The following is a 20,280-nucleotide window of genomic DNA, read 5'->3' on the forward strand; positions in this document are numbered from 1 at the left end:
CTTCTCGGCTCCTGCCTAACCGGAGGCCACGCGCGGCAGAAGTCACGTCCCCGTGACGCCGGGGAAGTTAATTGTTTCTTTAGCCGGACCTGCCAGATCTCCGGGACGGACAGACGGAGGCGGCGATGATCGCGAAAGCAGGGGCAGCCCGATCCGTGGTCGGGGGAAGCAACCCCGTCGAGGTAGGGCAGGGCCAGCTTGCCGTCAGCGACGACCCCGCGGTCGAGATGGTCGCGACGCTCGGCTCCTGCATCTCGGTCTGCCTCTGGGCGCCGCGCTTCGGCTGCGGCGGCATGAACCACATCTTCCGCAGCGTCTCGCCGGGCCCGATGGGCGACGCCGCCGTCGTGGCCGAGGTCGAGCGGCTGGTCAACGCGCTGATGCGGCTGGGCGTGCCGCGCAGCGAGATGAAGGCGCGCGTGACCGGGGGCGCTCAGGTCCTGCTGCGCGGGCGTGGCCACGGGCTCGCCATCGGCGAGGCCTGCCTCAACTACCTGACGGTGGAGGGGTTCGAGATCGTCGGCGTCTCGGTCGGCGGCGAACGTGCCCGCCGCATCCGCTTCCACCCGGTCAGCGGCCAGCTCGTCGTCGGCCTCATGGCCGAGATCCGGACCCCCGACGATCCCGGCCCGGAGGGCAGCGGCAACGCGCCGGAGATGTTCTGACCGCCCGCCCGGAGCCGTGTCTGCGCCGTCCCCGCACCCCCCGCCGCTCGCCCGCTGCCCGAATCTGCACCGCGCGCCCCCCATTCCGCCCGGAATCAAAGCAACGCCTGCACGCCCCCCGCTTCCCACCGGCCGGGCCATTGGCCCTCCCGCAAGCCCACGACAACGTGCCCGGGCGTTAACCAAGCTGGGACGAGAGACCTATGAACCGCACCTCCCTTACTGCCATCGCGCTGACCCTGGGCGCCGCGCCCGCCTTCGCGGACGGGCATGTGTCCTGTCCCGTGAAGGTCGGCGTCCTGCACTCACTGTCTGGCACGATGGCCATTTCCGAGACCACGCTGAAGGACACGGTCGAGATGCTGGTCGACATCCAGAACGAGAAGGGCGGCCTGCTCGGCTGCGAGATCGAGGCGGTCGTGGTCGACCCCGCCTCGGACTGGCCGCTCTTCGCCGAGAAGGCGCGCGAGCTGATCGCCGACGAGGGCGTCGACGTGATCTTCGGCTCCTGGACCTCGGTCAGCCGCAAGTCCACGCTCCCCGTCCTCGAGGAACTCAACGGCCTGATGTTCTACCCCGTCCAGTACGAGGGCGAGGAAAGCTCCAAGAACGTCTTCTACACCGGCGCCGCACCGAACCAGCAGGCGATCCCCGCGGTCGACTACTTCCTGGAGGAGCTGGGGGTGGAGCGGTTCGCCCTGCTCGGCACCGACTACGTCTATCCGCGTACCACGAACCAGATCCTCGAAGCCTACCTGAAGTCGAAAGGCATCGCGGAGGAGGACATCTTCGTCAACTACACGCCCTTCAGCCACAGCGACTGGGCGACCATCGTGGGTGACGTGGTCGAGATGTCCGAGGACGGGCGCCAGGTCGGCGTGATCTCCACCATCAACGGCGACGCCAATGTCGGCTTCTACAAGGAACTGGCCGCCGCGCAGGTCTCGGCCGACGACATCCCCGTCGTCGCCTTCTCGGTCGGCGAGGAGGAACTGAGCGGCCTCGACACCTCCGACCTCGTCGGCCACCTCGCCGCCTGGAACTACTTCCAGTCCGCCGAGACCGAGGCGAACGAGGAATTCGTCGCCATGTGGAAGGACCGCATGGGCGAGGACCGCGTGACCAACGACCCGATGGAGGCCCACTACATCGGCTTCAACATGTGGGTGAACGCCGTCACCGAGGCCGGGACCACCGATGTCGATGCCGTGCGCGAGGCGATGTACGGCCAGGAATTCCCGAACCTGACCGGCGGCACCGCCGTCATGCTGCCGAACCACCACCTGACCAAGCCGGTGCTGATCGGCGAGATCACCGAGGACGGGCAGTTCGACATCGTCTCCCAGACCGAGGAAGTGGCGGGCGACGCCTGGACCGACCACCTGCCCGAGTCGGCCAAGCTGACTTCGGATTGGCCGGGCCTCGGCTGCGGGATGTACAACACCGAGACCGAGACCTGCGTGCAGATCCAGTCGAACTACTGACGGTCCGGGCGGCCCCGCGAGGTCGCCCCCACCGCCATCCCGCGTGGACGCCTCTCCACCCTGCGCCGCTTCAGCAGGGGGGCGATGCGTCCACGCTCCCCCTGCCGGAGCTTCCATGCGCATCCTTCTCGCCCTGGCCCTTCTGGTCATCCCGCTGTCCGCGCTCGCGCAACAGGGACCGGTGCAGACCCTGCTCCAGACCCATGCCGAGGACATCGCCGACCCGTCGCGCCAGACCATCCAGCCCGTGCTCGACGACCTTTCGGCCAGCGGCCTGCCCGCGATGACGGAGTTCCTCGAAGCCTGGGCCGACAAGGGCGTGGTCCGGCGCGACGCCGACGGGCTGTTCTTCTATGGCCAGCGCGAGGGCGACGTCTACGTCCTGCGCTCCGTCGAGGACGGCGCCGAGGCAGGCGAGGTCGGCCGGCGCGAGGCGACCGAGCTCAAGCCCAACGCGGGCGTGCGCCGCCTCATCGGCACCGCGCTGGTGCAGTTCCAGTTGAACGACCCCGATCCCGCCCGCCGCCGCGCGGCGCTCGACGCGCTCTCCCGCAACGCGACCCCCGACCTGCTGGGGCCGCTGCGCGCCTCCATCGAGACCGAGGAGAACGGCGCCATCCGCGACCGCAAGGAGGAGTTGGAGCGCCTCATCACCCTGCGCTTCGGCGAGAACCAGGCCGCCCGCCTCGCCGCCATCGACTGGCTCTCCGACAAGGTGTCGCTCGAAGGGCGCGCGGCGCTCAACAACGTGCTGACCACCAGAACCGTCGTCGGCCCCCCCGAGGCAGGCGCCAACATCGCGCGCGTCCTCGTGCCCGGCACCGACATTTCCGAACCGGCGGCCGTGGCCCTTCTGGCCGAGGCGGGGTTCGAGGTCGCGCAGGTCTCGCGCGCCGACCGCGATGCGGCGCTGATCGCGGCTATCGAGGGCGAGTCGGTCGCCGGCGTCGCGGTTGCCAGCCTGAACACCGAGGACGCCCGCTGGGCCGCCTACGAGACGCTGGCGCAAGCTGGTGCGGTGCCGCCCCGCGCGGCGCCCGATGCCGTGGCCCGGCTTCTGGCCGAGACCCCGATCACGGCCGTCTACGACGAGCCCGACCCGGCCATCACGACCGCCGCCGCCGCCGCGCTGGACGAGGTCGGGGCCCGCGTCGCCCGCGCCCAGGCCGCCGACCTGACGCTCGACGCGCTGTCGCTGGCCAGCATCTACTTCCTCGCCGCCATCGGCCTCGCCATCACCTTCGGCGTGATGGGCGTCATCAACATGGCGCATGGCGAGTTCATCATGATCGGCGCCTATACCGGCTACGTCGTCCAGACGATCGTGCCCGACTACACCGTCTCGCTCATCATCGCGCTGCCGCTCGCCTTCGTGGTCGCCGCCGCCGCCGGGGTCGTGCTGGAGAGGCTGGTGATCCGCCACCTGCTGCACCGCCCGCTGGAGACGCTGCTGGCGACCTTCGGGATCTCGGTCGCGCTGCAGCAGATCTTCAAGAACATCTTCGGCACCCAGGCCGTGCCGCTGACCTCGCCCGCCTGGCTTGCCGGCGCCTGGTCGCTGAACGACGTGATCGGGATCAGCTACATCCGCATCGCGATCTTCGTCCTGGCGCTGGGCTTCCTCGCGCTGCTCGTCTGGATCCTGCGCCGCACCCGGCTGGGGCTCGAGGTGCGGGCCGTGACCCAGAACCCCGGCATGGCGGCCAGCCTCGGCATCGACCCTGACCGCGTCGGCATGGCAACCTTCGCGCTGGGCTCGGGCATCGCGGGGGTGGCGGGCGTGGCCATCGGCCTCTTCGCGCAGGTCACCTCCGAGATGGGCTCCGGCTACATCGTGCAGAGCTTCATGACCGTCGTCGTCGGCGGCGTCGGCTCGGTCTTCGGCACGCTGGTCGGCGCGGGGATGATCGGCGGACTGCAGAAGGGGATCGAGTGGCTGAACCCGTCGAACACCCTCGCGGCGCAGACCTACATGATCCTCTTCATCATCCTCTTCATCCAGTTCCGCCCGCGCGGCATCGTCGCCCAGAAGGGGAGGTTCGTCCAATGACCGACGCGACCGCATCTGCGGGACGTCCGACGCGGATCACCCGTGGATCACCCGCGGATCACCCCTCGATCCGCAGGCCCCTGATCCGCCGCCCCGACGTCCTGATCTTCCTCGCGATCCTCGCGCTCGTGACCATCGGGGCGACGGTGCTGGCGCAGACCGGCCATGTCTCGACATCCACGGTGAAGCTGCTGGGCAAGACGCTCTGCCTCTGCCTCGCGGCGCTCGCGATGGACCTTGTCTGGGGCTATACGGGCATCCTAAGCCTCGGGCATTTCGCGTTTTTCGGGATCGGCGGCTACGCCATCGGCATGTGGCTGATGTGGGACCGGACCGAGCTCATCGTGCTCGACACGCTCGCCCGAAACCCGCTCCCCGCCACCCCGCTGGAGGTGCAGGAGGCCATCGGCTCCCAGATCTTCGGCGTCGTCGGCTCGACCGAGATCCCCTGGCTCTGGGCCTTCGCCGGATCGCTGCCACTCCAGCTTGCCGCCGCGGTTCTAGTCCCTGGAATCGTTGCGCTGATCTTCGGCTGGCTCGCCTTCCGCTCCCGCGTTGCGGGGGTCTACCTGTCGATCCTTACCCAGGCCGGAACCCTCGCGCTCAGCCTCTGGCTGTTCCAGAACGACAGTGGCCTTCGGGGCAACAACGGTCTGAGCGGACTGCAGAATCTGCCCGGCCTCGACCACGTCCCGCAATCCACCATCAGCCTGTGGTTCCTCTGGGCCTCGGCCCTCGCGCTCGCCGGCGCCTACCTGCTCGCCGCCTGGACCGTCGCAGGCCGCTTCGGCTCCGTCCTGCGCGGCATCCGCGACGACGAGGCGCGGGTCCGCTTCCTCGGCTACGAGGTCGAGCATTACAAGCTCGCCATTTTCACGGGCACGGCAATGGCTTGCGGGATCGCGGGGGCACTCTACTACCCGCAGGCGGGCATCGTGAACCCGGCCGAGATCGCGCCCATCGCCTCCATCTACCTCGCGGTCTGGGTCGCCATCGGCGGGCGCGGACTTCTCTACGGCGCGGTCATCGGCGCAGCCTTCGTCTCGCTCCTGTCCTCCTGGTTCACCGGCGGCGGCGCCCCCGACATCGACCTCGGCTTCTACGAGATCCGCTGGACCGACTGGTGGCTGGTGCTTCTGGGCCTGACCTTCGTGCTGGTGACGCTCTTCGCGCCCAAGGGGTTGGGCGGCCTCGTCGACCTCTGGACGGAGCGGCGCAGCCGCCGCACCTCCGACCTCGGCCCGGACGAGGGCGCGCTGCGCGCCGAGGAGGAACGGCCGTGAGCGCGCTGCTCGAAGTTTCGGGCGTTTCCAAGTCCTTCGACGGGTTCAAGGCCATCGACAACCTCTCCTTCACCGTCGGAGAGCCGGAGTTGCGCGCCATCATCGGGCCGAACGGCGCGGGCAAGACGACCTTCATGGACCTCGTGACCGGCAAGACCCGGCCCGACTCCGGCTCGATCCGCTACGGCGAGCTGTCACGCGACCTGACCCGCATGTCCGAGGCGCAGATCGCCCGCGCCGGGATCGGGCGGAAGTTCCAGAAGCCCACCGTCTTCGAGGACCAGACCGTCTTCGAGAACCTCGCCATGGCGCTGGCCTCGCCGCGGTCCCCGTGGACCGTCCTGACCCGCCGCCCCTCGATGGAGACGCGCGCCGGCGAGGTGGCCGAGCGCGTCGGCCTGACCGCCCATATGCGCCGCAGGGCAGGGGTGCTGTCGCATGGCCAGAAGCAATGGCTGGAGATCGGGATGCTTCTGGCGCAGGAACCGCGGCTTCTGCTGGTGGACGAACCGGCGGCCGGCATGACCTCGGCCGAGCGGGAGCGGACGACCGAGATGCTTGTCGAGGCCGCGAAGGACCACGCCGTCGTCGTGATCGAGCACGACATGGAATTCGTCCGCCGCCTGAACTGCCGCGTGACCGTCCTGCACGAGGGGCGCAGCCTGGCCGAGGGCTCGCTCGACTTCGTCTGCGCCGACCCGCGCGTCATCGACGTCTATCTTGGCCGGCCCGAAGCCGGGGCCGAGGCGGAGGCCGAACATGCTTGAGGCCCGGAAGATCATCCTCGACTACGGCGGCAGCCGCATCCTGCACGGCATCGACCTCATGGCGGCGCCGGGCGCGATCACCTGCGTGATGGGGCTGAACGGGACGGGGAAGACCTCGCTCCTCAAGGCGATCGCAGGGCGCCACCCGGCCGAGGGCCGGATCACCCTCGACGGGGCGGAGCCGGGGCAGGGAGCCAAGGCGCGCGCGCAGGCGGGCATCGCCTATGTCCCGCAGGGGCGCGAGATCTTCCCGCAGCTCACCGTGCAGGAGAACCTGGAGGTTGGCCTCGCCTGCCTGCCCAAGCCAGAGCGGCGCCTGCCGGAGAACGTCTTCGAGCTGTTTCCCGTGCTCGACGAGATGCGCGGGCGCCGCGGAGGCGACCTGTCCGGCGGGCAGCAGCAGCAGCTTGCCATCGCCCGCGCGCTGGTGACGCGGCCCAAGGTCCTGCTGCTGGACGAGCCGACGGAGGGCATCCAGCCCAACATCATCGCCATGATCGGCCGGGTCATCCGCGACCTGCGGGACGCGGGCGAGATGGCCATCGTGCTGGTCGAGCAGCGCTTCGACTTCGCCTGGGACCTCGCCGACCGGATCGTCGCCCTGCGCCGGGGCGCCGTCATCCGCGACGAGGCCCGCGCGGGCGCCAGCCGAGAGGCGGTGCTGGCCGACGTTTCGGTCTAGCTGCCCGGTCCCGGCGATCCGCAGAACCCAAGGTAGGCAGAGATGCGCATGACCCGTCAAGCCGCGAGACGGACACGCAATATCGGAGGCGAGGGGAAAGGCGGCGATTTCCTCTTTCACAAACCGGCGCGATGCCCCGATACTCCGCGCCATAAACAAACGTCAGGGAGGACATCATGAACAACCTACTCACCCGCACCGCGCTCGTGGCGCTGTCGGTCTCCATCGGCTCCGAGGCGATGGCGGTGGAATGGAACGTCTCGCTCTGGGGACAGCGCCGGGCCTTCACCGAACATGTCGAGAAGCTGGCCGAGCTCGTCTCCGAGAAGACGAACGGCGAGTTCACGATGAACATCTCCTATGGCGGCCTCTCGGGCGAGCGCGAGAACCTCGACGGCATCTCGCTCGGCGCCTTCGAGATGGCGCAGTTCTGCGCGGGCTATCACCCTGACAAGAACTCGGCGATCACCGTGCTGGAGCTGCCCTTCCTCGGCGTCGAGACGCTGGAGCAGGAGCGGGACATCTCGATGGCGCTCTACCAGCATCCGGCCGTCGTCGAGGAGATGGCGCAGTGGAACGCGACGCTGCTGATGCCTTCGCCGCTGCCGCAGTACAACCTGGTCGGCATGGGCGAGGCCCCAGACTCGCTGTCGGATTTCGAGGGCCTGTCGGTCCGCGCCACCGGCGGCATCGGCGCCGCGATGGGCGCGGTCGGCGCCGTCCCGACCTCGATGAGCGCGACCGAGGTCCGGCAGGCGATGGATTCGGGCGTCGTCAAGGCGGTCAGCTTCGCCCCGCACGCCCACATGTCCTTCGGCACGATCGAGAGCGGCGACTGGTGGACGACCAACCTCAACCCCGGCACCGTGAACTGCCCGGTGGTCGCCAACACCGACGCGCTCGAGTCGCTGTCCGACGAGCATCGCGAGGCGCTGATGAGCTCCATCGACGAGGCGCTGGACTACTACATCGACTTCTACAATCAGGAGACGATGGCCGCCTGGGGCCCGGCGCTCGAGGAGCGCGGGATCGAGCAGATCACGTTCTCCGACGAGGAGATCGCCGCCTTCGAGGAAGCGGCCGCCGCTCCCGCCGCCCAGGCCTGGATCGAGGAGAACACCGCCCGCGGCCTGCCCGCGCAGGAGCTCTACGACATGGTCACCGGCATGGTCGCCGAAGGCAGCTGACCGTCCGACCCCGGGGGCGCGCGCGGCGCGCCCCCTCTCCCCACAGTCCAAAGGGAGGTGCCGATGGCATCTGGCTCCCTCGTGCTGGCAGATGACACTCTGCTCAGCCGACTCGACCGTGCGCTTCTGCGCCTCGAGCTTGTGCTCATCTTCATCGGCGGGCTCGCGATCTTTTCGCTGATGTTGCTGGCAGTCGGCTCGGTCGGCGGGCGCAACTTCTTCAACGCGCCGCTGCCGGGCTATGTCGACTGGATCGAGGCGCTGATGCCGGTCATCGCGATCCTCGGCGTCAGCTATGTGACGCGCGAGGGCGCGCATATCCGGATGGACATCCTGGTCGGCGCCCTGAAGGGCCGCGCGCTCTGGGCGGCGGAGTTCGCGACAACGGCGTTGATCTTCCTTCTCGCCGCGCTGCTGCTCTGGGGGAGCTGGCTGCATTTCGACCGAAGCTTCGACCTGTCGCGCCCGATGTGGAGCCGGGACAGTTCCATGGATATCGGCCTGCCGATCTGGCCGGGCAAGCTGGTCGTGCCGGTGGCGCTTGCGGTGCTGCTGCTGCGGCTGTCGCTGCAGCTCTGGGGCTATGGCCGCGCCTTCGCGCAGAACCGCGAGCGCCCCGTGGCCGTGCCGCTGGTGGCCGACGCCGCCACGCAGGCCGCGATGGAGGCGGACCAGCTCGCCGCGCGGGAGAAGACCGATGGATAACATCACCATCGGGCTCTGGGTCTCGGGCGGGCTGCTGGTCGCGGTCATCCTCGGCATGCGCGTGGCCTTCGCCGCGGCGGGCGCGGGCCTGATCGGGCTGCTGCTGATCTTCTGGGCGCGCAAGGACTTCGCCATGGCGGAGTTCGGCTGGGCGCTCGGCGTCGCGGTCGGCACGGCGGGGCAGGTGCCGCAGGCGAAGGTGGCGAGCCAGGCGCTGAGCCTGATCCCGACCTTCATCCTGATCGGCTACCTCGCCTATTACGCCGGGCTGACGCAGGCGCTGTTCGAGGCCGCCAAGCGCTGGGTTGCATGGGTACCCGGCGGCCTTGCCGTCTCGACGGTCTTCGCCACCGCGGGCTTCGCGGCCGTCTCGGGCGCGTCCGTCGCCACCGCCGCCGTCTTCTCGCGCATCGCCATCCCCGAGATGCTGGCCATCGGCTACGACAAGCGCTTCGCGGCGGGAGTCGTGGCCGCTGCGGGGACGCTCGCCTCCCTCATCCCGCCCTCGGCGATCCTCGTGATCTATGCCATCATCGTGGAGCAGGATGTCGGCATGCTCCTGCTTGCAGGCTTCATCCCGGGCGTCTTCTCGGCGCTGGTCTACGCCGCGATCATCATCGGCCTCGCCCTGACGATCAAGAACTTCGGCCCGGCCGTAACCGGCTTCACCTGGCGACAGCGCTTCGCCGCGCTGCCGCCGGCTCTGCCCATCGTGGCGGTGGTCGTCATCATCCTGTTCTTCGTCTACAACCCGATCCCGGGCGAGATGGTGCTGTTCGGCAGCACCGTCGAGATCCCCTTCGGCGGCGACAGCTGGGGCACGCCGACCGAGGGCGGGGCCATCGGCGCCTTCATCGTCTTCGTCATGGCCGTCTGGCGCGGCATGCGCTGGACCGAGTTCCGCGACGCCCTGATCGAGACTGCGAAGCTGAGCGTGATGATCTTCACGATCATCTGGGGCGTGCTGATCTACGTGCGTTTCCTGGGCTTCGCCGACCTGCCGGGCGTCTTCGCGGACTGGATCACCTCGCTGACGGTCTCGCCGATGCTGATCCTGATCTGCATCCTGCTAGCCTATGCGGTGCTCGGCATGTTCATGGACGCAATCGGGATGCTGCTGCTGACCCTGCCGGTGGTCTATCCGGCGGTGATGGCGCTGAACGGGGGCGTCGACGTCTCGGCGGCGGATTCGACCTTCGGCATGTCGGGCCCGATGTGCGCCATCTGGTTCGGGATCCTGGTGGTGAAGATGGCCGAGTTCTGCCTGATCACCCCGCCCATCGGCCTCAACTGCTTCGTCGTCGCAGGCGTGCGCCCCGACATCACGGTGCAGGACGTGTTCCGCGGGGTGACGCCGTTCTTCATTGCGGACGCGCTGACCATTGCGGCGCTGGTCGCCTTCCCGTGGATCGTGCTCTGGCTGCCGAGCCAGGTCTGACGAGCGGATGGTCACGACCCGTCCCGGCGCGCGCCGGGGCGGTTTCCCTCACTCGCCTTCATGCCTATATGCCCGCCGACGAGGCCGTTCAGGGTCCAGGAGGCGAAGCGATGCAACTTGACCGACACGCCCGTCTCTCCGTCGCGCCGATGATGGACTGGACCGACCGCCACTGCCGCGCCTTCCATCGCGTCCTGTCGGCGAAGGCGCTTCTCTATACCGAGATGGTGACCAGCGCGGCGTTGGTGCGCGGCGGGGCGGGCCACCTGCTGGACTTCGACGCGGCCGAGCACCCCGTGGCGCTGCAACTCGGCGGTTCCGACCCGGCAGAGCTGGCGGAGGCGACGGCGATGGCGGTGGAGAGGGGCTATGCCGAGGTCAACCTGAATGTCGGCTGCCCCTCGGACCGGGTGCAGTCGGGCTGCTTCGGCGCCGTGCTGATGGAACGGCCCGCGCTGGTCGCCGACTGCCTCGGCGCGATGATCGACGCGGCTGGCGGCGTGCCGGTCACGGCGAAATGCCGGATCGGCGTGGACGACCAGGACCCGCAGACGGTGCTGCCGGACTTCCTCGCCCGGGTGCGGGACGCGGGCGTCGGGCGGGTGACCGTGCATGCCCGGAAGGCCTGGCTACAGGGGTTGAGCCCGAAGCAGAACCGGGAGGTACCGCCGCTCGATTATCCTCTGGTTCACGCGGTGAAGGCGCGCTTCCCGGAGCTGCACCTGTCGATCAACGGCGGGATCGGGTCGCTCGATGCCGTGGCCGAGCAGCTACGCGTGGTGGATGGCGTCATGGTCGGCCGCGCGGCCTATCACGATCCGGGGGCGATCCTGCTCGAGGCCGATTCCCGCATCTTCGGGACCGCCGACCCCTGTTCCTCGCGCACCGAGGCGGCGCTGCGGATGGGGCCGCATATCGAGGCGCATCTGGCCGAAGGCGGCAAACTGGGGCAGGTGACGCGACACATGCTGGGCCTCTTCGCCGGGCTGCCCGGCGCACGCGGCTGGCGGCGGACGCTGTCGGAGGGCGCGGCGCGGCCCGGCGCCGGGATCGAGGTGCTGCACGCGGCGCTGGACCACGTGATGGCGGAGGCGGCCTAGCCCTTCTTCAGCCGCGCCGCGCGCCCGCCACGGCGCACCCGGTGGCGCGCCTCGCGCGCGGGCAGTTCTTCCATGATCGCGCGGCGCGCGTCGGGCGTGAGGCGCGACCATTGCGCGATCTCGTCGATGGAGCGCAGGCAGCCGGTGCAGAGCCGCGTCTCGGGATGGACGACGCAGATCTTCACGCAGGGGCTCTCGATCTCGGCGCGGCGCCAGATGCGGTCGGAGGCGGGGTCCTGGGTCAAGAAACGCTCCGGAGATGGTGCAGGCGGTCGAGCGCGCCCTGAAGGATGTAGCCCGCCGCGACGTGGTCGATGACCTCGGCCCGGCGCTTGCGCGACGCGTCGGCGGCCAGCAGTGCGCGCTCGGCGGCGACGGTGGACAGCCGCTCGTCCCAGTAGGCGATGGGCGTGTCGATGCGGCGGGCGAGGTTGCGCGCGAAGGCGCGGGAGGCCTGCACGCGCGGCCCCTCGCTGCCGTCCATGTTCAGCGGCAGGCCCAGCACGATCCCCGCGATGGCGCGCTTCGTCAGGATCGCCTCCAGCGCGACGGCATCGGCGGTGAACTTCGTGCGGCGGATCGTCTCGAGCGGCGTCGAGACGGAGCGCAGCCCGTCCGACACCGCCACGCCGATGGTCTTGGTGCCGAGGTCCAGACCGGCCAGCGCGCCCGTGGGGGGCAGGGCGGAGGCGAAAGCCTCGATGGTCTCGTGGATCACGGGGCGAGCCCCGCCCGCTCCGCCGCCCGGGCCAGAACATCCAGCGCACCGCGATCCTCGGCGAAGACCAGCTTGGCCTCCCCGTAGACGGCGGCGGCGCCGTCGGTGTCGCCGACCACGCCGTTGGCGACGATCAGCTGCGCCCATTCCTGTGGCGACCCGCCTTCGGAGGCGAGCCGCGCGGCGAGCCGGGCGCGCATGCCCTCGATCATCTCGACCCGTTCCTCGAGCGTCATCTCGCCGGCGGCCTCGATATCCTCGGCGGTGGGGCCGCGCGGGGTCGGAAGCTGCTCGACCGGCGTGGGATCGCCGGCGGCCCGGCTGATCGCCTCGATCCGGTCGTAGATGATCGGCAGCCAGGGCGCGTCTGGCGTGCTGTCGGCAAGAAGGCGGCGCCAGATCGGCCAGGCGAGGTCGGGACGCCCGCCCTGCGCATACATGCTGCCGAGGTAGAAACGCGCGAGGCCGAGGCTCGGGTCGCGGCGCAGGGCAGCCTCCAGCGCCGCCTCCGCCTCCGGCGAGACATAGCCTCCCGCGGCAAGGATCATCAGCTCCGCCAGAACGGCATGATCCTCGGCGGTTGCGTCGTCGCCGAGGATCTCGATCACGCGCTGCTGCGCGCGCCACGCGGCCTCCATGTTGCCCAGCCCCGCCTCGGTCTGCGCGGCGAGCCGCCAGCCGCGCAGGTCGTCGGGGCGGTCCACGAGCAGGTCGCGCAGCTGCTGCGCCATATCGGAGACCTCCGGCCGGGACTCGTCGATCCGGTCAGGCACCTCGGCCTCGGCCACGGCCTGCGACGCGCGGGCGGCGCGGTTTTCCTCGATGACGGAGATCCGGGCCTGCAGCGGCATGTCGCCGTAGCCGGGGGCGCCGACGGTCAGGTAGGTCGCGGCGGTCGCGGCCAGCACCAGCACAACGGCCAGCCCCGCACCAAGCACACCGTTGCCGCGAAAGCCCGCGACGGCGCCTTGCGCGGCCTTGTCGGCGGCCAGCAGGCGGCGCGCCACCTCGGCCCGGGCGGCCTCGGCCTCGCTGTCCGACAGCGTGCCCCGCGCACGGTCGCGGTCGAGCTCCCGCAGCTGGTCGCGATAGACGGCCACATCCGGCGCCACCGACTCGGGCGGGGTGCGGAAGGCGGCGAGGACGATGGCGGTGCAGCCGACCGTCAGGGCGGCGGCCGCGATCCAGAACAGCATGAGGGCCTCCGTTTCGGGCCGGACCCTAGACCGCGCGGGCGATGGCCGAAAGGGCGGATGACGAAGGCTTGAGCGCCCGGAGCGTGACGCGGACGATTCGCTCCGGACCTCCGCCCGCGCCCGTCGGAGCGGCATCGTCCGTTCCTCGGCACATCCCGGACGCATGTTTGACAGGCATCGGCAGGTTTTTGCCGTCTTAGCCGGCGCCGCGCCCCGAGGTTGACACGAAAGCCCCTTCATTTCGGGGGCTTCAAAGGCAAGAGAACCGCGGTATGATCGTGTCGTAAACGTAACGAAGCTCTCAACGAAGTTCGCGCAGCCCCATGGCCTTTGTCACGCCCCCCTCCCGTATCCGCGGCCTCTCCTTCCTCATCGGCGGGACGCTGGCTGCCGCGGTGCTCGTGGCGCTCGCGCTGATCGGCGGGGTCATCGATCTCGGGATCGGTACGCCCGACGTCCGCATCGACGCGCCCGGCACCTCGGGCTGGCCGCAGATCGGCGACTGAGCGGCCGAGCAGGCCCCGATCGACCGCCGCGACGGGCCAATCGGCGCGGGTTCGGGCCATCCCGCCGCTTGACGGCGGCCCCCTTGCGCCTCACTTCACCGTGACACAATCGAAACGACAGGGGGCCCAAATGGCATTCGACCTTCCCGATCTTCCCTACGCTCACGATGCGCTCGAATCGAAGGGCATGTCGAAGGAGACGCTGGAATATCACCACGACCTCCACCACAAGGCCTATGTCGACAACGGCAACAAGCTGATCGCCGGCACCGAGTGGGAGGGCAAGTCCCTCGAGGAGATCATCACCGGGACCTACCAGCCCGAGGCGGTGGCCCAGAACGGGATCTTCAACAACATCAGCCAGCTCTGGAACCACAACCAGTTCTGGGAGATGATGACGCCGAACACCGTCGCCATGCCGGGCGAGCTTGAGAAGGCCATCACGGACAGCTTCGGCTCGGTCGACAAGTTCAAGGAAGAGTTCTCGGCCGCCGGCGCGGGGCAGTTCGGCTCCGGCTGGGCTTGGCTCGTGAAGGACCGCGATGGCGGGTTGAAGGTCACCAAGACCGAGAACGGCGTGAACCCGCTCTGCTTCGGCCAGACCGCGCTGCTTGGCTGCGACGTTTGGGAGCATTCCTACTACATCGACTTCCGCAACAAGCGCCCGGCCTACCTGACCAACTTCCTCGACAACCTCGTCGACTGGGAGAACGTTGCCTCGCGGATGTGAGCCGGTCTCTCTCAGACAGGAAGGGCCCCCTTGCGGGGCCCTTTTTCGTTGATGCCGGAACGCCGCAACCGTCCCGGGCGTTCTTGTGGAAACAGCCTGCAAGGAGGACATCATGGCCGAGCGACATCGCTCCCAGGACGGGAAACGGGAAACCGACGAGTTCATCGAGGACATGCCGGAGACGCCGGATCAGCAGGGCCGCTCCGGCGGGCAGGTTGCCCGCGACGTCGGCACCGAGGACAGCCTGAAGCGTGCCACCGAGCAGGGCGTGAAGGGCACGACCCGCGTGACCAAGTCCAAGGAACGCGGCGAGCGTGAGGAGGATGACGACCGATGAGCGGCATCCCCCACCACGCGCTGGTCGTCGTCACCGACAGTGAGAAGGCGCTGTTCCTGCGCAATCGCACCGATGCCGAGGACCCGAATCTCGACGTCATCGAAAAGGAGACGCAGCCGAATCCCCCCGACCGCGAGCAGACCGCCAACCGCCGCGGCCGCGTCCATGAAAGCGCCAGCCCCGGCGTGCGCGCCTATGACGAGACCGACTTCCACGAGCTTCAGAAGGACCGCTTCGCCGCGGACCTGGCCGACCGGCTCTACCACATGGCCCATGCGGGCGAGTTCAAAAAGCTGATCCTCGTGGCGCCGCCGCAGGTGCTGGGCGTCGTCCGCGATGCGATGCACAAGGAGGTGGCCGACAAGCTGATCGCCACGCTCGACAAGACGCTGACCAACCATCCCCGCCACGAGATCGAGGAGATCGTCGCAGACAGCCTGGCAGAAGCCTAGGCCAGCAGATCCAGGGCGGCCCCGGCGTCCGGGGCCGTCCGCACGAAGTCCAGAAGGCTCGGATCGGCAAAGCCATCGGAGACGACCGCTCGCATCAGCGCCGAGAGCCGGTCCCAGTAACCATCGACATTCAGGACGATAATCGGCTTGTCATGCAGGCCGAGCTGGCGCCATGTGAGCGCCTCGAAGAACTCGTCCAGCGTGCCGGCGCCGCCCGGCAGCACGATCACCGCGTCCGCGTTCATCAGCATGACCTTCTTGCGCTCGTGCATCGTCTCGGTGACGACGAAGCGCGTCAGGTCGCGCTTGCCGACCTCCAGCTGCAGCAGGTGGGACGGGATCACGCCGAAGGTCTCGCCCCCCGACTCCTGGACGGCGCGCGCGACCCGGCCCATCAGACCGACATCCCCCGCGCCGTAGACCAGCCGCCATCCACGCGCGGCGATGCCGCGGCCTAGCGCCTCCGCAGCCTGCGCAAAAGCCGGGCGGGCGCCGTCGCGGCTGCCGCAATAGACGCAGATGGATCGCATGAAACCCCCGTGCCGGGCCCGAACGTCGTGCTTTTGACCCAGGACCGAACCATTGATAAGGATTCGAGAAGGTCGCGCAAGCGCGCGTCAAGGGAATCACGATGAACGTCAGTGCCGTTTTCGGGGGTGTGGTCGCGTCGGCGCTGGTCGTGGGCCTCATCGTGTATGGCGCCCTGACGCGCGACGCCGAATTGATCGCCGTTTCGACCTCGAAAGACGAACTGGCGACCGGAGGGCCGGCGGCGACGGATGCTGCCGTCGCGGTGACCCGCTCCGACCCCGTGGCACCCGAGACGCCGGTCATGCCGGCCGAGCCCACGATCCGGCCGCCCGAGATGGGTGTCGTCCGCGTCGACGCGCAGGGCAGCGCGCTGGTAGCTGGCACCGGTCCCGCCTCTGCCGACGTCGTGCTGCGCCTCGACGGCTCGGTGATCGCCTCGGCTCGAACGGATGCGAGCGGCAGCTTCGTCTCCCTGTTCGACCTGCCCGCCTCGGCCGAGCCGCAGGTGCTGACGCTGGAGGCGACGACGGCGGACGGCGTGGTGACCCGCGCCGTCGAGACTGTGATCGTCGCGCCCACCTTCCCCGGCCAGTCGGGACCGGGGCGCGCGCCCGTCGCGGATCGCAGCACGCCCCGTCCCTCGGCCGGGCAGGAGGTGGCGGGACAGGTCGCGCCGGGGGTCGACAGCATCCCGACGCTGGACCCTGCCGGGTCCGACCATGTCGCACGCGCTGCGCCCGCGGACCTGACGGCGCCCGGTGGCGACGCGAGCCTCGCCGATCGGACCCGCCCGGCCGCGCCGGTCTCGGCCGCCGCCGCGCTCGCTCCCGTCGGGGAGGCGCCGGTTCCCGGCGCGGCCCCCGACCCCGTCCTGCCCGAGGCCGAGCAACTGGCCCGAGCGACCCCCGACGACCTGCCGGCGCCGGGCGCAGACGCGGCCCTGACCGATCCGAGCCGACCTGCGCCGCCGGTCGCCGCGGGCGCGCTCCGCCCCGAGCCCGGTGAGGCGCCCGTGCCCGGACCGGCACCCGCCCCGCCGACGCCCGCTGCGGACCAGCTCGCACGTGCCGCGCCATCCTCGCTCACGCCGCCGGATCCGACGGCGCCCCCCGACCGCGCCCGTGTCCCCGAGACCGCCGCCTCGGTCGCGCCTGTCGTGCCGGTCCAGCCCGGCACCGCGCCCGCCATCTCCGCCGACGGAAGCGCGCCGCTGCAGGCGCCGAGCGCGCCGCGCCTGATCCGCGCCGGCCCCGACGGCCTGTCGGTCGAGACGCCCAGCCCGGCGGACCAGCCGCAAGTCACGCAGGACCTCGGCATCGACGTGATCTCCTACGATACGGTCGGGGAGGTGCAGATCGCCGGCCGCGCAAAGCTCCGGTCCGAACTGCGCATCTACCTCAACAACCAGCCGGTCCAGACGGTCAGGGTCGGGCCGGACGGGCAGTGGAATGCGCCGCTGTCGAACGTTGCCAGCGGGGTGTACACGCTGCGCGTCGACGAGGTCGGCGCCGACGGCAGCGTGACCGCCCGGGTCGAGACCCCGTTCCAGCGCACCGCGCCCGAGATCGCCGCCCAGGCCCGCCGTGACGGCGCCACCGCGATCACGGTGCAGCCGGGCTATACGCTCTGGGCCCTGTCCGAAGGATATTTCGGCGAGGGCATCCAGTACGTCCAGCTCTTCGAGGCCAACCGCGATCAGATCCGCGACCCGGATCTGATCTATCCCGGCCAGGTTTTCCGTCTGCCGGGAGCGGAGTAGCGTCCCCGCGTCGACCCGAGCCTTTCCGAAAGTCTTCCTCATGGCCTCTGATCCGAACGTGGAGCGCGCGTCCTCCGGCTGGTCCATCGTGCGCAAGGTCTCGCCCTATCTCTGGCCGCCGGGCGAGGGATGGGTGAAACGCCGCGTCGTCGCGGCCCTCGTCATGCTGGTGCTCGCCAAGCTGATCGCGGTGTCGACGCCGTTTCTCTACAAGGCCGCCGTCGACGCGCTGGCGCCGGACACGGTCACGCCGGCCTGGGCACTGGGCGCCGGGGCCATCGCGCTGACGGTGGTCTACGGCCTGGCGCGGACGCTCAACATCGGCTTCCAGCAGCTGCAGAACGTGATCTTTGCCCGCGTCGGCCAGAGGGCGCTGCGCCGCCTCGCCTCCGAGACGTTCACGCATATGCATCAGCTTTCGCTGCGCTATCACATCACGCGCAAGACCGGCGGTCTGTCGCGGATCATCGAGCGGGGGGTGAAAGGCGTCGACTTCCTGTTGCGCTTCCTGCTGTTCTCGATCGGTCCGCTGATCCTGGAGCTGCTGCTCATCTGCGTGATCCTGTGGATCGCGTTCGACATACGCTACATGGCGATCGTGCTCGTCACCATCGCGGCCTATGTCGGCTTCACCTTCAGGGTCACGGAATGGCGCGTCCGCATCCGGCGTCAGATGAACGAGCAGGACACCGACGCCAATCAGAAGGCCATCGACAGCCTGCTCAACTTCGAGACCGTCAAGTATTTCGGTGCCGAGCGGCGCGAGGCGGCGCGCTATGACGGGGCGATGGCGCTCTACGAGCAGGCGGCGTTGAAGACGTCCTATTCGCTGGGCTTTCTGAACTTCGGGCAGGCGGTCCTGATCACCGCCGGTCTCGTCGCCGTCATGGTGCTGGCCGCGACGGGCGTGCAGAGTGGCGAGCTGACCGTTGGCGACTTCGTCATGGTCAACGCCTACATGATCCAGATCACGATGCCGCTGAACTTCCTCGGCACCGTCTATCGCGAGATCCGGCAGGCGCTGGTCGACATGGGCGAGATGTTCGGCCTGCTCGATCAGCCGTCCGAGGTGCAGGACAGGCCCGACGCGGTGCCGCTGAGGGTGCCGAAGGGCCGGATCGAGCTACGCGACGTCCGCTTCGGCTACGACCCCGCCCGCCCGATCCTGCGCGGCCTGACCCTGACCGTCGCCGCGGGCGAAAGCGTCGCGATCGTCGGCCCCTCCGGCGCCGGCAAGTCGACCATCTCGCGGCTGCTGTTCCGGTTCTACGACGTCGACGGCGGCGCGATCCTGATCGACGGGCAGGATGTGCGGGCCGTGACGCAGGAAAGCCTGCACGCCCAGATCGGCGTCGTGCCCCAGGACACCGTCCTCTTCAACGACACGATCCGCTACAACATCGCCTATGGCCGCCCCGAGGCGAGCTTCGCCGAGGTCGCGGAGGCGGCCCGCGCCGCCAAGATCGACGCCTTCATCGCCAGCCTGCCGGAAGGCTACGAGACCGCCGTGGGCGAGCGCGGGCTGAAGCTGTCGGGCGGCGAAAAGCAGCGCGTCGGCATCGCCCGGACCGTCCTGAAGGACCCGCCGATCCTGATCCTCGACGAGGCAACTTCGGCGCTCGACAGCGAGACCGAGCAGGACATCCAGACCGAGCTGCGCGCCATGTCCCGCGGCCGATCGGTGCTGATGATCGCGCACCGCCTGTCGACCGTAATCGACGCGGACCGGATTGTCGTGCTGGAGAACGGGCAGATCGTCGAGGAAGGCACGCATGACGACCTGCTGGCCCGAAGCGGCCGCTATGCGAGCCTCTGGCATCGCCAGCAATCCGAGGACGCCGCCTGAGCCGTCGCAGGACGGCGCGGCGATCCGCGCGGGGCGCGGCCAGAGGCGCCCGATCGCGCTTTGCCGCCGCCTTCGGGCCAGCGGAGGGTACGACGACCTAACAGGCTGCTGAAGAAGTCGGCCTTGAAGGACGCCGTTCCTGCCGCCACGGTTTGAAGGTGGTTCTTTGCGGCTGTGGCTGCGGAGGCCGGGTCTGGCTACCGCTTCTGTCAGGCGGCAAGGAGTTTCGGCAGCCTGGCAACGTTACAGGCCGCCATGGTCATCGTGAACTGGGCGCGGACGCTGTCGAGGCCGCGGTGGACGGTCTGGGCCATACCGCCCACGGTTTTGGCCCAGCCGAAGGGTTCCTCGATCTTCTTCCGGCGCCGCTGTGAAACGGCATAGCCGGGATGCTGAGTGGTCCGCCCGTCGATGGCGGAATGCCGGGACTTCTGCGCGACATGGGGTGTCACGGCCATCCGCCTGAGCGCGGCGACGAAGTCGGCGCTGTCGTATGCCTTGTCTGCTCCAAGCATCAGGGGCCGGGGCGAGCCGGGGGAGTGCCGATCGATCATCTCGAGCGCCGCCTTGCGTTCGCCATGGCCGTCGGCGTGGGTCAGTTCCGCCTGCACAACCAAGCCGTTGCGGTTCTCCGTCAGCGGTGGGCTGCGCCCGTTCGATGCTGCAAAAGCGATGCTTTTGCGGCCGCATCTCACCCATGAAGCACAGCATCGCCGCGGCCCGCGGTGCTGTCTCGAAGGTGGTGGAAATCGGTTCGACGCGATCTCCGGCGCTTTCAGCGTCACGGTTTCACGCGGCGAGGTCACTCGTTTGATCGGTCAGGGGGGCTGAGAGCGTCTCCCAG

General features: G+C 69.5%; 20 protein-coding genes and 1 pseudogene. 16 read left to right on the forward strand and 5 right to left on the reverse strand.

Translation table 11 applies throughout. From position 1 onward, the window contains the following. Positions 1 to 125 precede the first annotated feature (125 nt). The 10 genes from DR046_RS20840 to dusA all read left to right on the forward strand — a co-directional run bounded on the left by DR046_RS20840 (position 126) and on the right by dusA (position 11,361). Positions 126 to 665 carry a chemotaxis protein CheD gene (locus DR046_RS20840; protein ID WP_115384298.1) on the forward strand — a complete coding sequence of 180 codons (540 nt, stop codon included), beginning with the start codon at positions 126 to 128 and terminating at the stop codon, positions 663 to 665. A 203-nt stretch (positions 666 to 868) separates the two neighbouring features. Continuing rightward, complete coding sequence (urtA, locus tag DR046_RS20845) at positions 869 to 2,149, forward strand: urea ABC transporter substrate-binding protein (protein WP_115384299.1); 1,281 nt, start codon at positions 869 to 871, stop codon at positions 2,147 to 2,149. Between the two features lie 115 nt (positions 2,150 to 2,264). Then, positions 2,265 to 4,199 (forward strand): urea ABC transporter permease subunit UrtB, encoded by a 1,935-nt coding sequence (gene urtB / locus DR046_RS20850; protein ID WP_115384300.1) that lies wholly within the window; start codon positions 2,265 to 2,267, stop codon positions 4,197 to 4,199. Further along, positions 4,196 to 5,482 carry an urea ABC transporter permease subunit UrtC gene (gene urtC, locus DR046_RS20855; protein WP_115384301.1) on the forward strand — a complete coding sequence of 429 codons (1,287 nt, stop codon included), beginning with the start codon at positions 4,196 to 4,198 and terminating at the stop codon, positions 5,480 to 5,482. The genes urtB and urtC overlap by 4 nt, the downstream gene beginning before the upstream one ends. Next, positions 5,479 to 6,249 carry an urea ABC transporter ATP-binding protein UrtD gene (gene urtD, locus DR046_RS20860; RefSeq protein WP_115384302.1) on the forward strand — a complete coding sequence of 257 codons (771 nt, stop codon included), beginning with the start codon at positions 5,479 to 5,481 and terminating at the stop codon, positions 6,247 to 6,249. Before urtC ends, urtD begins: the two co-directional genes overlap by 4 nt. Then, positions 6,242 to 6,931: an urea ABC transporter ATP-binding subunit UrtE gene (urtE, locus tag DR046_RS20865; RefSeq protein ID WP_115384303.1), complete on the forward strand. Its 690-nt coding sequence runs from the start codon at positions 6,242 to 6,244 to the stop codon at positions 6,929 to 6,931. Before urtD ends, urtE begins: the two co-directional genes overlap by 8 nt. A 176-nt stretch (positions 6,932 to 7,107) precedes the next feature. Further along, positions 7,108 to 8,118: a TRAP transporter substrate-binding protein DctP gene (dctP, locus tag DR046_RS20870; protein WP_115384304.1), complete on the forward strand. Its 1,011-nt coding sequence runs from the start codon at positions 7,108 to 7,110 to the stop codon at positions 8,116 to 8,118. 63 nt (positions 8,119 to 8,181) lie between these two features. Continuing rightward, positions 8,182 to 8,823, forward strand: coding sequence for a TRAP transporter small permease subunit (locus tag DR046_RS20875; RefSeq protein ID WP_115384305.1), 642 nt, complete (start codon positions 8,182 to 8,184; stop codon positions 8,821 to 8,823). Next, positions 8,816 to 10,261, forward strand: a complete 1,446-nt coding sequence (locus DR046_RS20880) for a TRAP transporter large permease (RefSeq protein WP_115384306.1) — start codon at positions 8,816 to 8,818, stop codon at positions 10,259 to 10,261. Before DR046_RS20875 ends, DR046_RS20880 begins: the two co-directional genes overlap by 8 nt. Positions 10,262 to 10,371: 110 nt before the next feature. Then, positions 10,372 to 11,361 (forward strand): tRNA dihydrouridine(20/20a) synthase DusA, encoded by a 990-nt coding sequence (gene dusA / locus DR046_RS20885; protein WP_115384307.1) that lies wholly within the window; start codon positions 10,372 to 10,374, stop codon positions 11,359 to 11,361. On the opposite strand, the gene DR046_RS20890 is transcribed toward dusA, so the two are convergent. Genes DR046_RS20890 through ccmI form a run of 3 tightly spaced genes read right to left on the reverse strand, consistent with a single transcriptional unit; the run spans position 11,358 to position 13,275 of the window. Beyond that, on the reverse strand, positions 11,358 to 11,606 hold the full coding sequence (locus tag DR046_RS20890) for a DUF1289 domain-containing protein (protein ID WP_115384308.1): 249 nt from the start codon (positions 11,604 to 11,606) through the stop codon (positions 11,358 to 11,360). The genes dusA and DR046_RS20890 overlap by 4 nt on opposite strands. Continuing rightward, positions 11,603 to 12,079, reverse strand: coding sequence for a Holliday junction resolvase RuvX (gene ruvX / locus DR046_RS20895; RefSeq protein ID WP_115384309.1), 477 nt, complete (start codon positions 12,077 to 12,079; stop codon positions 11,603 to 11,605). Before ruvX ends, DR046_RS20890 begins: the two co-directional genes overlap by 4 nt. Continuing rightward, complete coding sequence (gene ccmI, locus DR046_RS20900) at positions 12,076 to 13,275, reverse strand: c-type cytochrome biogenesis protein CcmI (protein ID WP_167767223.1); 1,200 nt, start codon at positions 13,273 to 13,275, stop codon at positions 12,076 to 12,078. The genes ruvX and ccmI overlap by 4 nt, the downstream gene beginning before the upstream one ends. Positions 13,276 to 13,598: 323 nt before the next feature. Here ccmI and DR046_RS20905 point away from each other — a divergent pair, with 323 nt between their 5' ends. The 4 genes from DR046_RS20905 to DR046_RS20920 all read left to right on the forward strand — a co-directional run bounded on the left by DR046_RS20905 (position 13,599) and on the right by DR046_RS20920 (position 15,300). Then, positions 13,599 to 13,781, forward strand: a complete 183-nt coding sequence (locus DR046_RS20905; protein WP_115384311.1) for a hypothetical protein — start codon at positions 13,599 to 13,601, stop codon at positions 13,779 to 13,781. A gap of 130 nt (positions 13,782 to 13,911) precedes the next feature. Further along, positions 13,912 to 14,511: a superoxide dismutase gene (locus DR046_RS20910; RefSeq protein WP_115384312.1), complete on the forward strand. Its 600-nt coding sequence runs from the start codon at positions 13,912 to 13,914 to the stop codon at positions 14,509 to 14,511. 112 nt (positions 14,512 to 14,623) lie between these two features. Then, positions 14,624 to 14,848 (forward strand): hypothetical protein, encoded by a 225-nt coding sequence (locus DR046_RS20915; protein ID WP_115384313.1) that lies wholly within the window; start codon positions 14,624 to 14,626, stop codon positions 14,846 to 14,848. Next, entirely contained in the window at positions 14,845 to 15,300 is a 456-nt protein-coding gene (locus DR046_RS20920; RefSeq protein WP_115384314.1) for a host attachment family protein, read from the forward strand. The genes DR046_RS20915 and DR046_RS20920 overlap by 4 nt, the downstream gene beginning before the upstream one ends. Here DR046_RS20920 and DR046_RS20925 read toward each other — a convergent pair. Then, a complete protein-coding gene (locus tag DR046_RS20925; protein ID WP_115384315.1) occupies positions 15,297 to 15,830 on the reverse strand; it encodes an LOG family protein in 534 nt (177 codons plus the stop codon). The genes DR046_RS20920 and DR046_RS20925 overlap by 4 nt on opposite strands. 101 nt (positions 15,831 to 15,931) lie before the next feature. Between DR046_RS20925 and DR046_RS20930 the strand changes: the two genes are divergently transcribed. After that, a complete protein-coding gene (locus tag DR046_RS20930; RefSeq protein WP_115384316.1) occupies positions 15,932 to 17,590 on the forward strand; it encodes a LysM peptidoglycan-binding domain-containing protein in 1,659 nt (552 codons plus the stop codon). A gap of 40 nt (positions 17,591 to 17,630) precedes the next feature. Continuing rightward, positions 17,631 to 19,436 (forward strand): ABCB family ABC transporter ATP-binding protein/permease, encoded by a 1,806-nt coding sequence (locus tag DR046_RS20935; protein ID WP_115384317.1) that lies wholly within the window; start codon positions 17,631 to 17,633, stop codon positions 19,434 to 19,436. Between the two features lie 209 nt (positions 19,437 to 19,645). Here the strand turns inward: DR046_RS20935 and DR046_RS20940 are convergent. Beyond that, positions 19,646 to 20,165, reverse strand: a pseudogene (locus DR046_RS20940) (transposase); the annotation flags it as partial. Positions 20,166 to 20,280 lie beyond the last annotated feature (115 nt).

This window comes from Jannaschia formosa, assembly GCF_003340555.1.
Classification (GTDB): Bacteria; Pseudomonadota; Alphaproteobacteria; order Rhodobacterales; family Rhodobacteraceae; genus Jannaschia; species Jannaschia formosa.

Coding starts and splice junctions, on each gene's coding strand:
- DR046_RS20840 (WP_115384298.1), top strand. CDS start 126: ATGATCGCGAAAGCAGGGGCAGCCCGATCCGTGGTCGGGGGAAGCAAC.
- urtA (WP_115384299.1), top strand. CDS start 869: ATGAACCGCACCTCCCTTACTGCCATCGCGCTGACCCTGGGCGCCGCG.
- urtB (WP_115384300.1), top strand. CDS start 2,265: ATGCGCATCCTTCTCGCCCTGGCCCTTCTGGTCATCCCGCTGTCCGCG.
- urtC (WP_115384301.1), top strand. CDS start 4,196: ATGACCGACGCGACCGCATCTGCGGGACGTCCGACGCGGATCACCCGT.
- urtE (WP_115384303.1), top strand. CDS start 6,242: ATGCTTGAGGCCCGGAAGATCATCCTCGACTACGGCGGCAGCCGCATC.
- dctP (WP_115384304.1), top strand. CDS start 7,108: ATGAACAACCTACTCACCCGCACCGCGCTCGTGGCGCTGTCGGTCTCC.
- DR046_RS20875 (WP_115384305.1), top strand. CDS start 8,182: ATGGCATCTGGCTCCCTCGTGCTGGCAGATGACACTCTGCTCAGCCGA.
- DR046_RS20880 (WP_115384306.1), top strand. CDS start 8,816: ATGGATAACATCACCATCGGGCTCTGGGTCTCGGGCGGGCTGCTGGTC.
- dusA (WP_115384307.1), top strand. CDS start 10,372: ATGCAACTTGACCGACACGCCCGTCTCTCCGTCGCGCCGATGATGGAC.
- ccmI (WP_167767223.1), bottom strand. CDS start 13,275: ATGCTGTTCTGGATCGCGGCCGCCGCCCTGACGGTCGGCTGCACCGCC.
- DR046_RS20905 (WP_115384311.1), top strand. CDS start 13,599: ATGGCCTTTGTCACGCCCCCCTCCCGTATCCGCGGCCTCTCCTTCCTC.
- DR046_RS20910 (WP_115384312.1), top strand. CDS start 13,912: ATGGCATTCGACCTTCCCGATCTTCCCTACGCTCACGATGCGCTCGAA.
- DR046_RS20915 (WP_115384313.1), top strand. CDS start 14,624: ATGGCCGAGCGACATCGCTCCCAGGACGGGAAACGGGAAACCGACGAG.
- DR046_RS20920 (WP_115384314.1), top strand. CDS start 14,845: ATGAGCGGCATCCCCCACCACGCGCTGGTCGTCGTCACCGACAGTGAG.
- DR046_RS20925 (WP_115384315.1), bottom strand. CDS start 15,830: ATGCGATCCATCTGCGTCTATTGCGGCAGCCGCGACGGCGCCCGCCCG.
- DR046_RS20930 (WP_115384316.1), top strand. CDS start 15,932: ATGAACGTCAGTGCCGTTTTCGGGGGTGTGGTCGCGTCGGCGCTGGTC.
- DR046_RS20935 (WP_115384317.1), top strand. CDS start 17,631: ATGGCCTCTGATCCGAACGTGGAGCGCGCGTCCTCCGGCTGGTCCATC.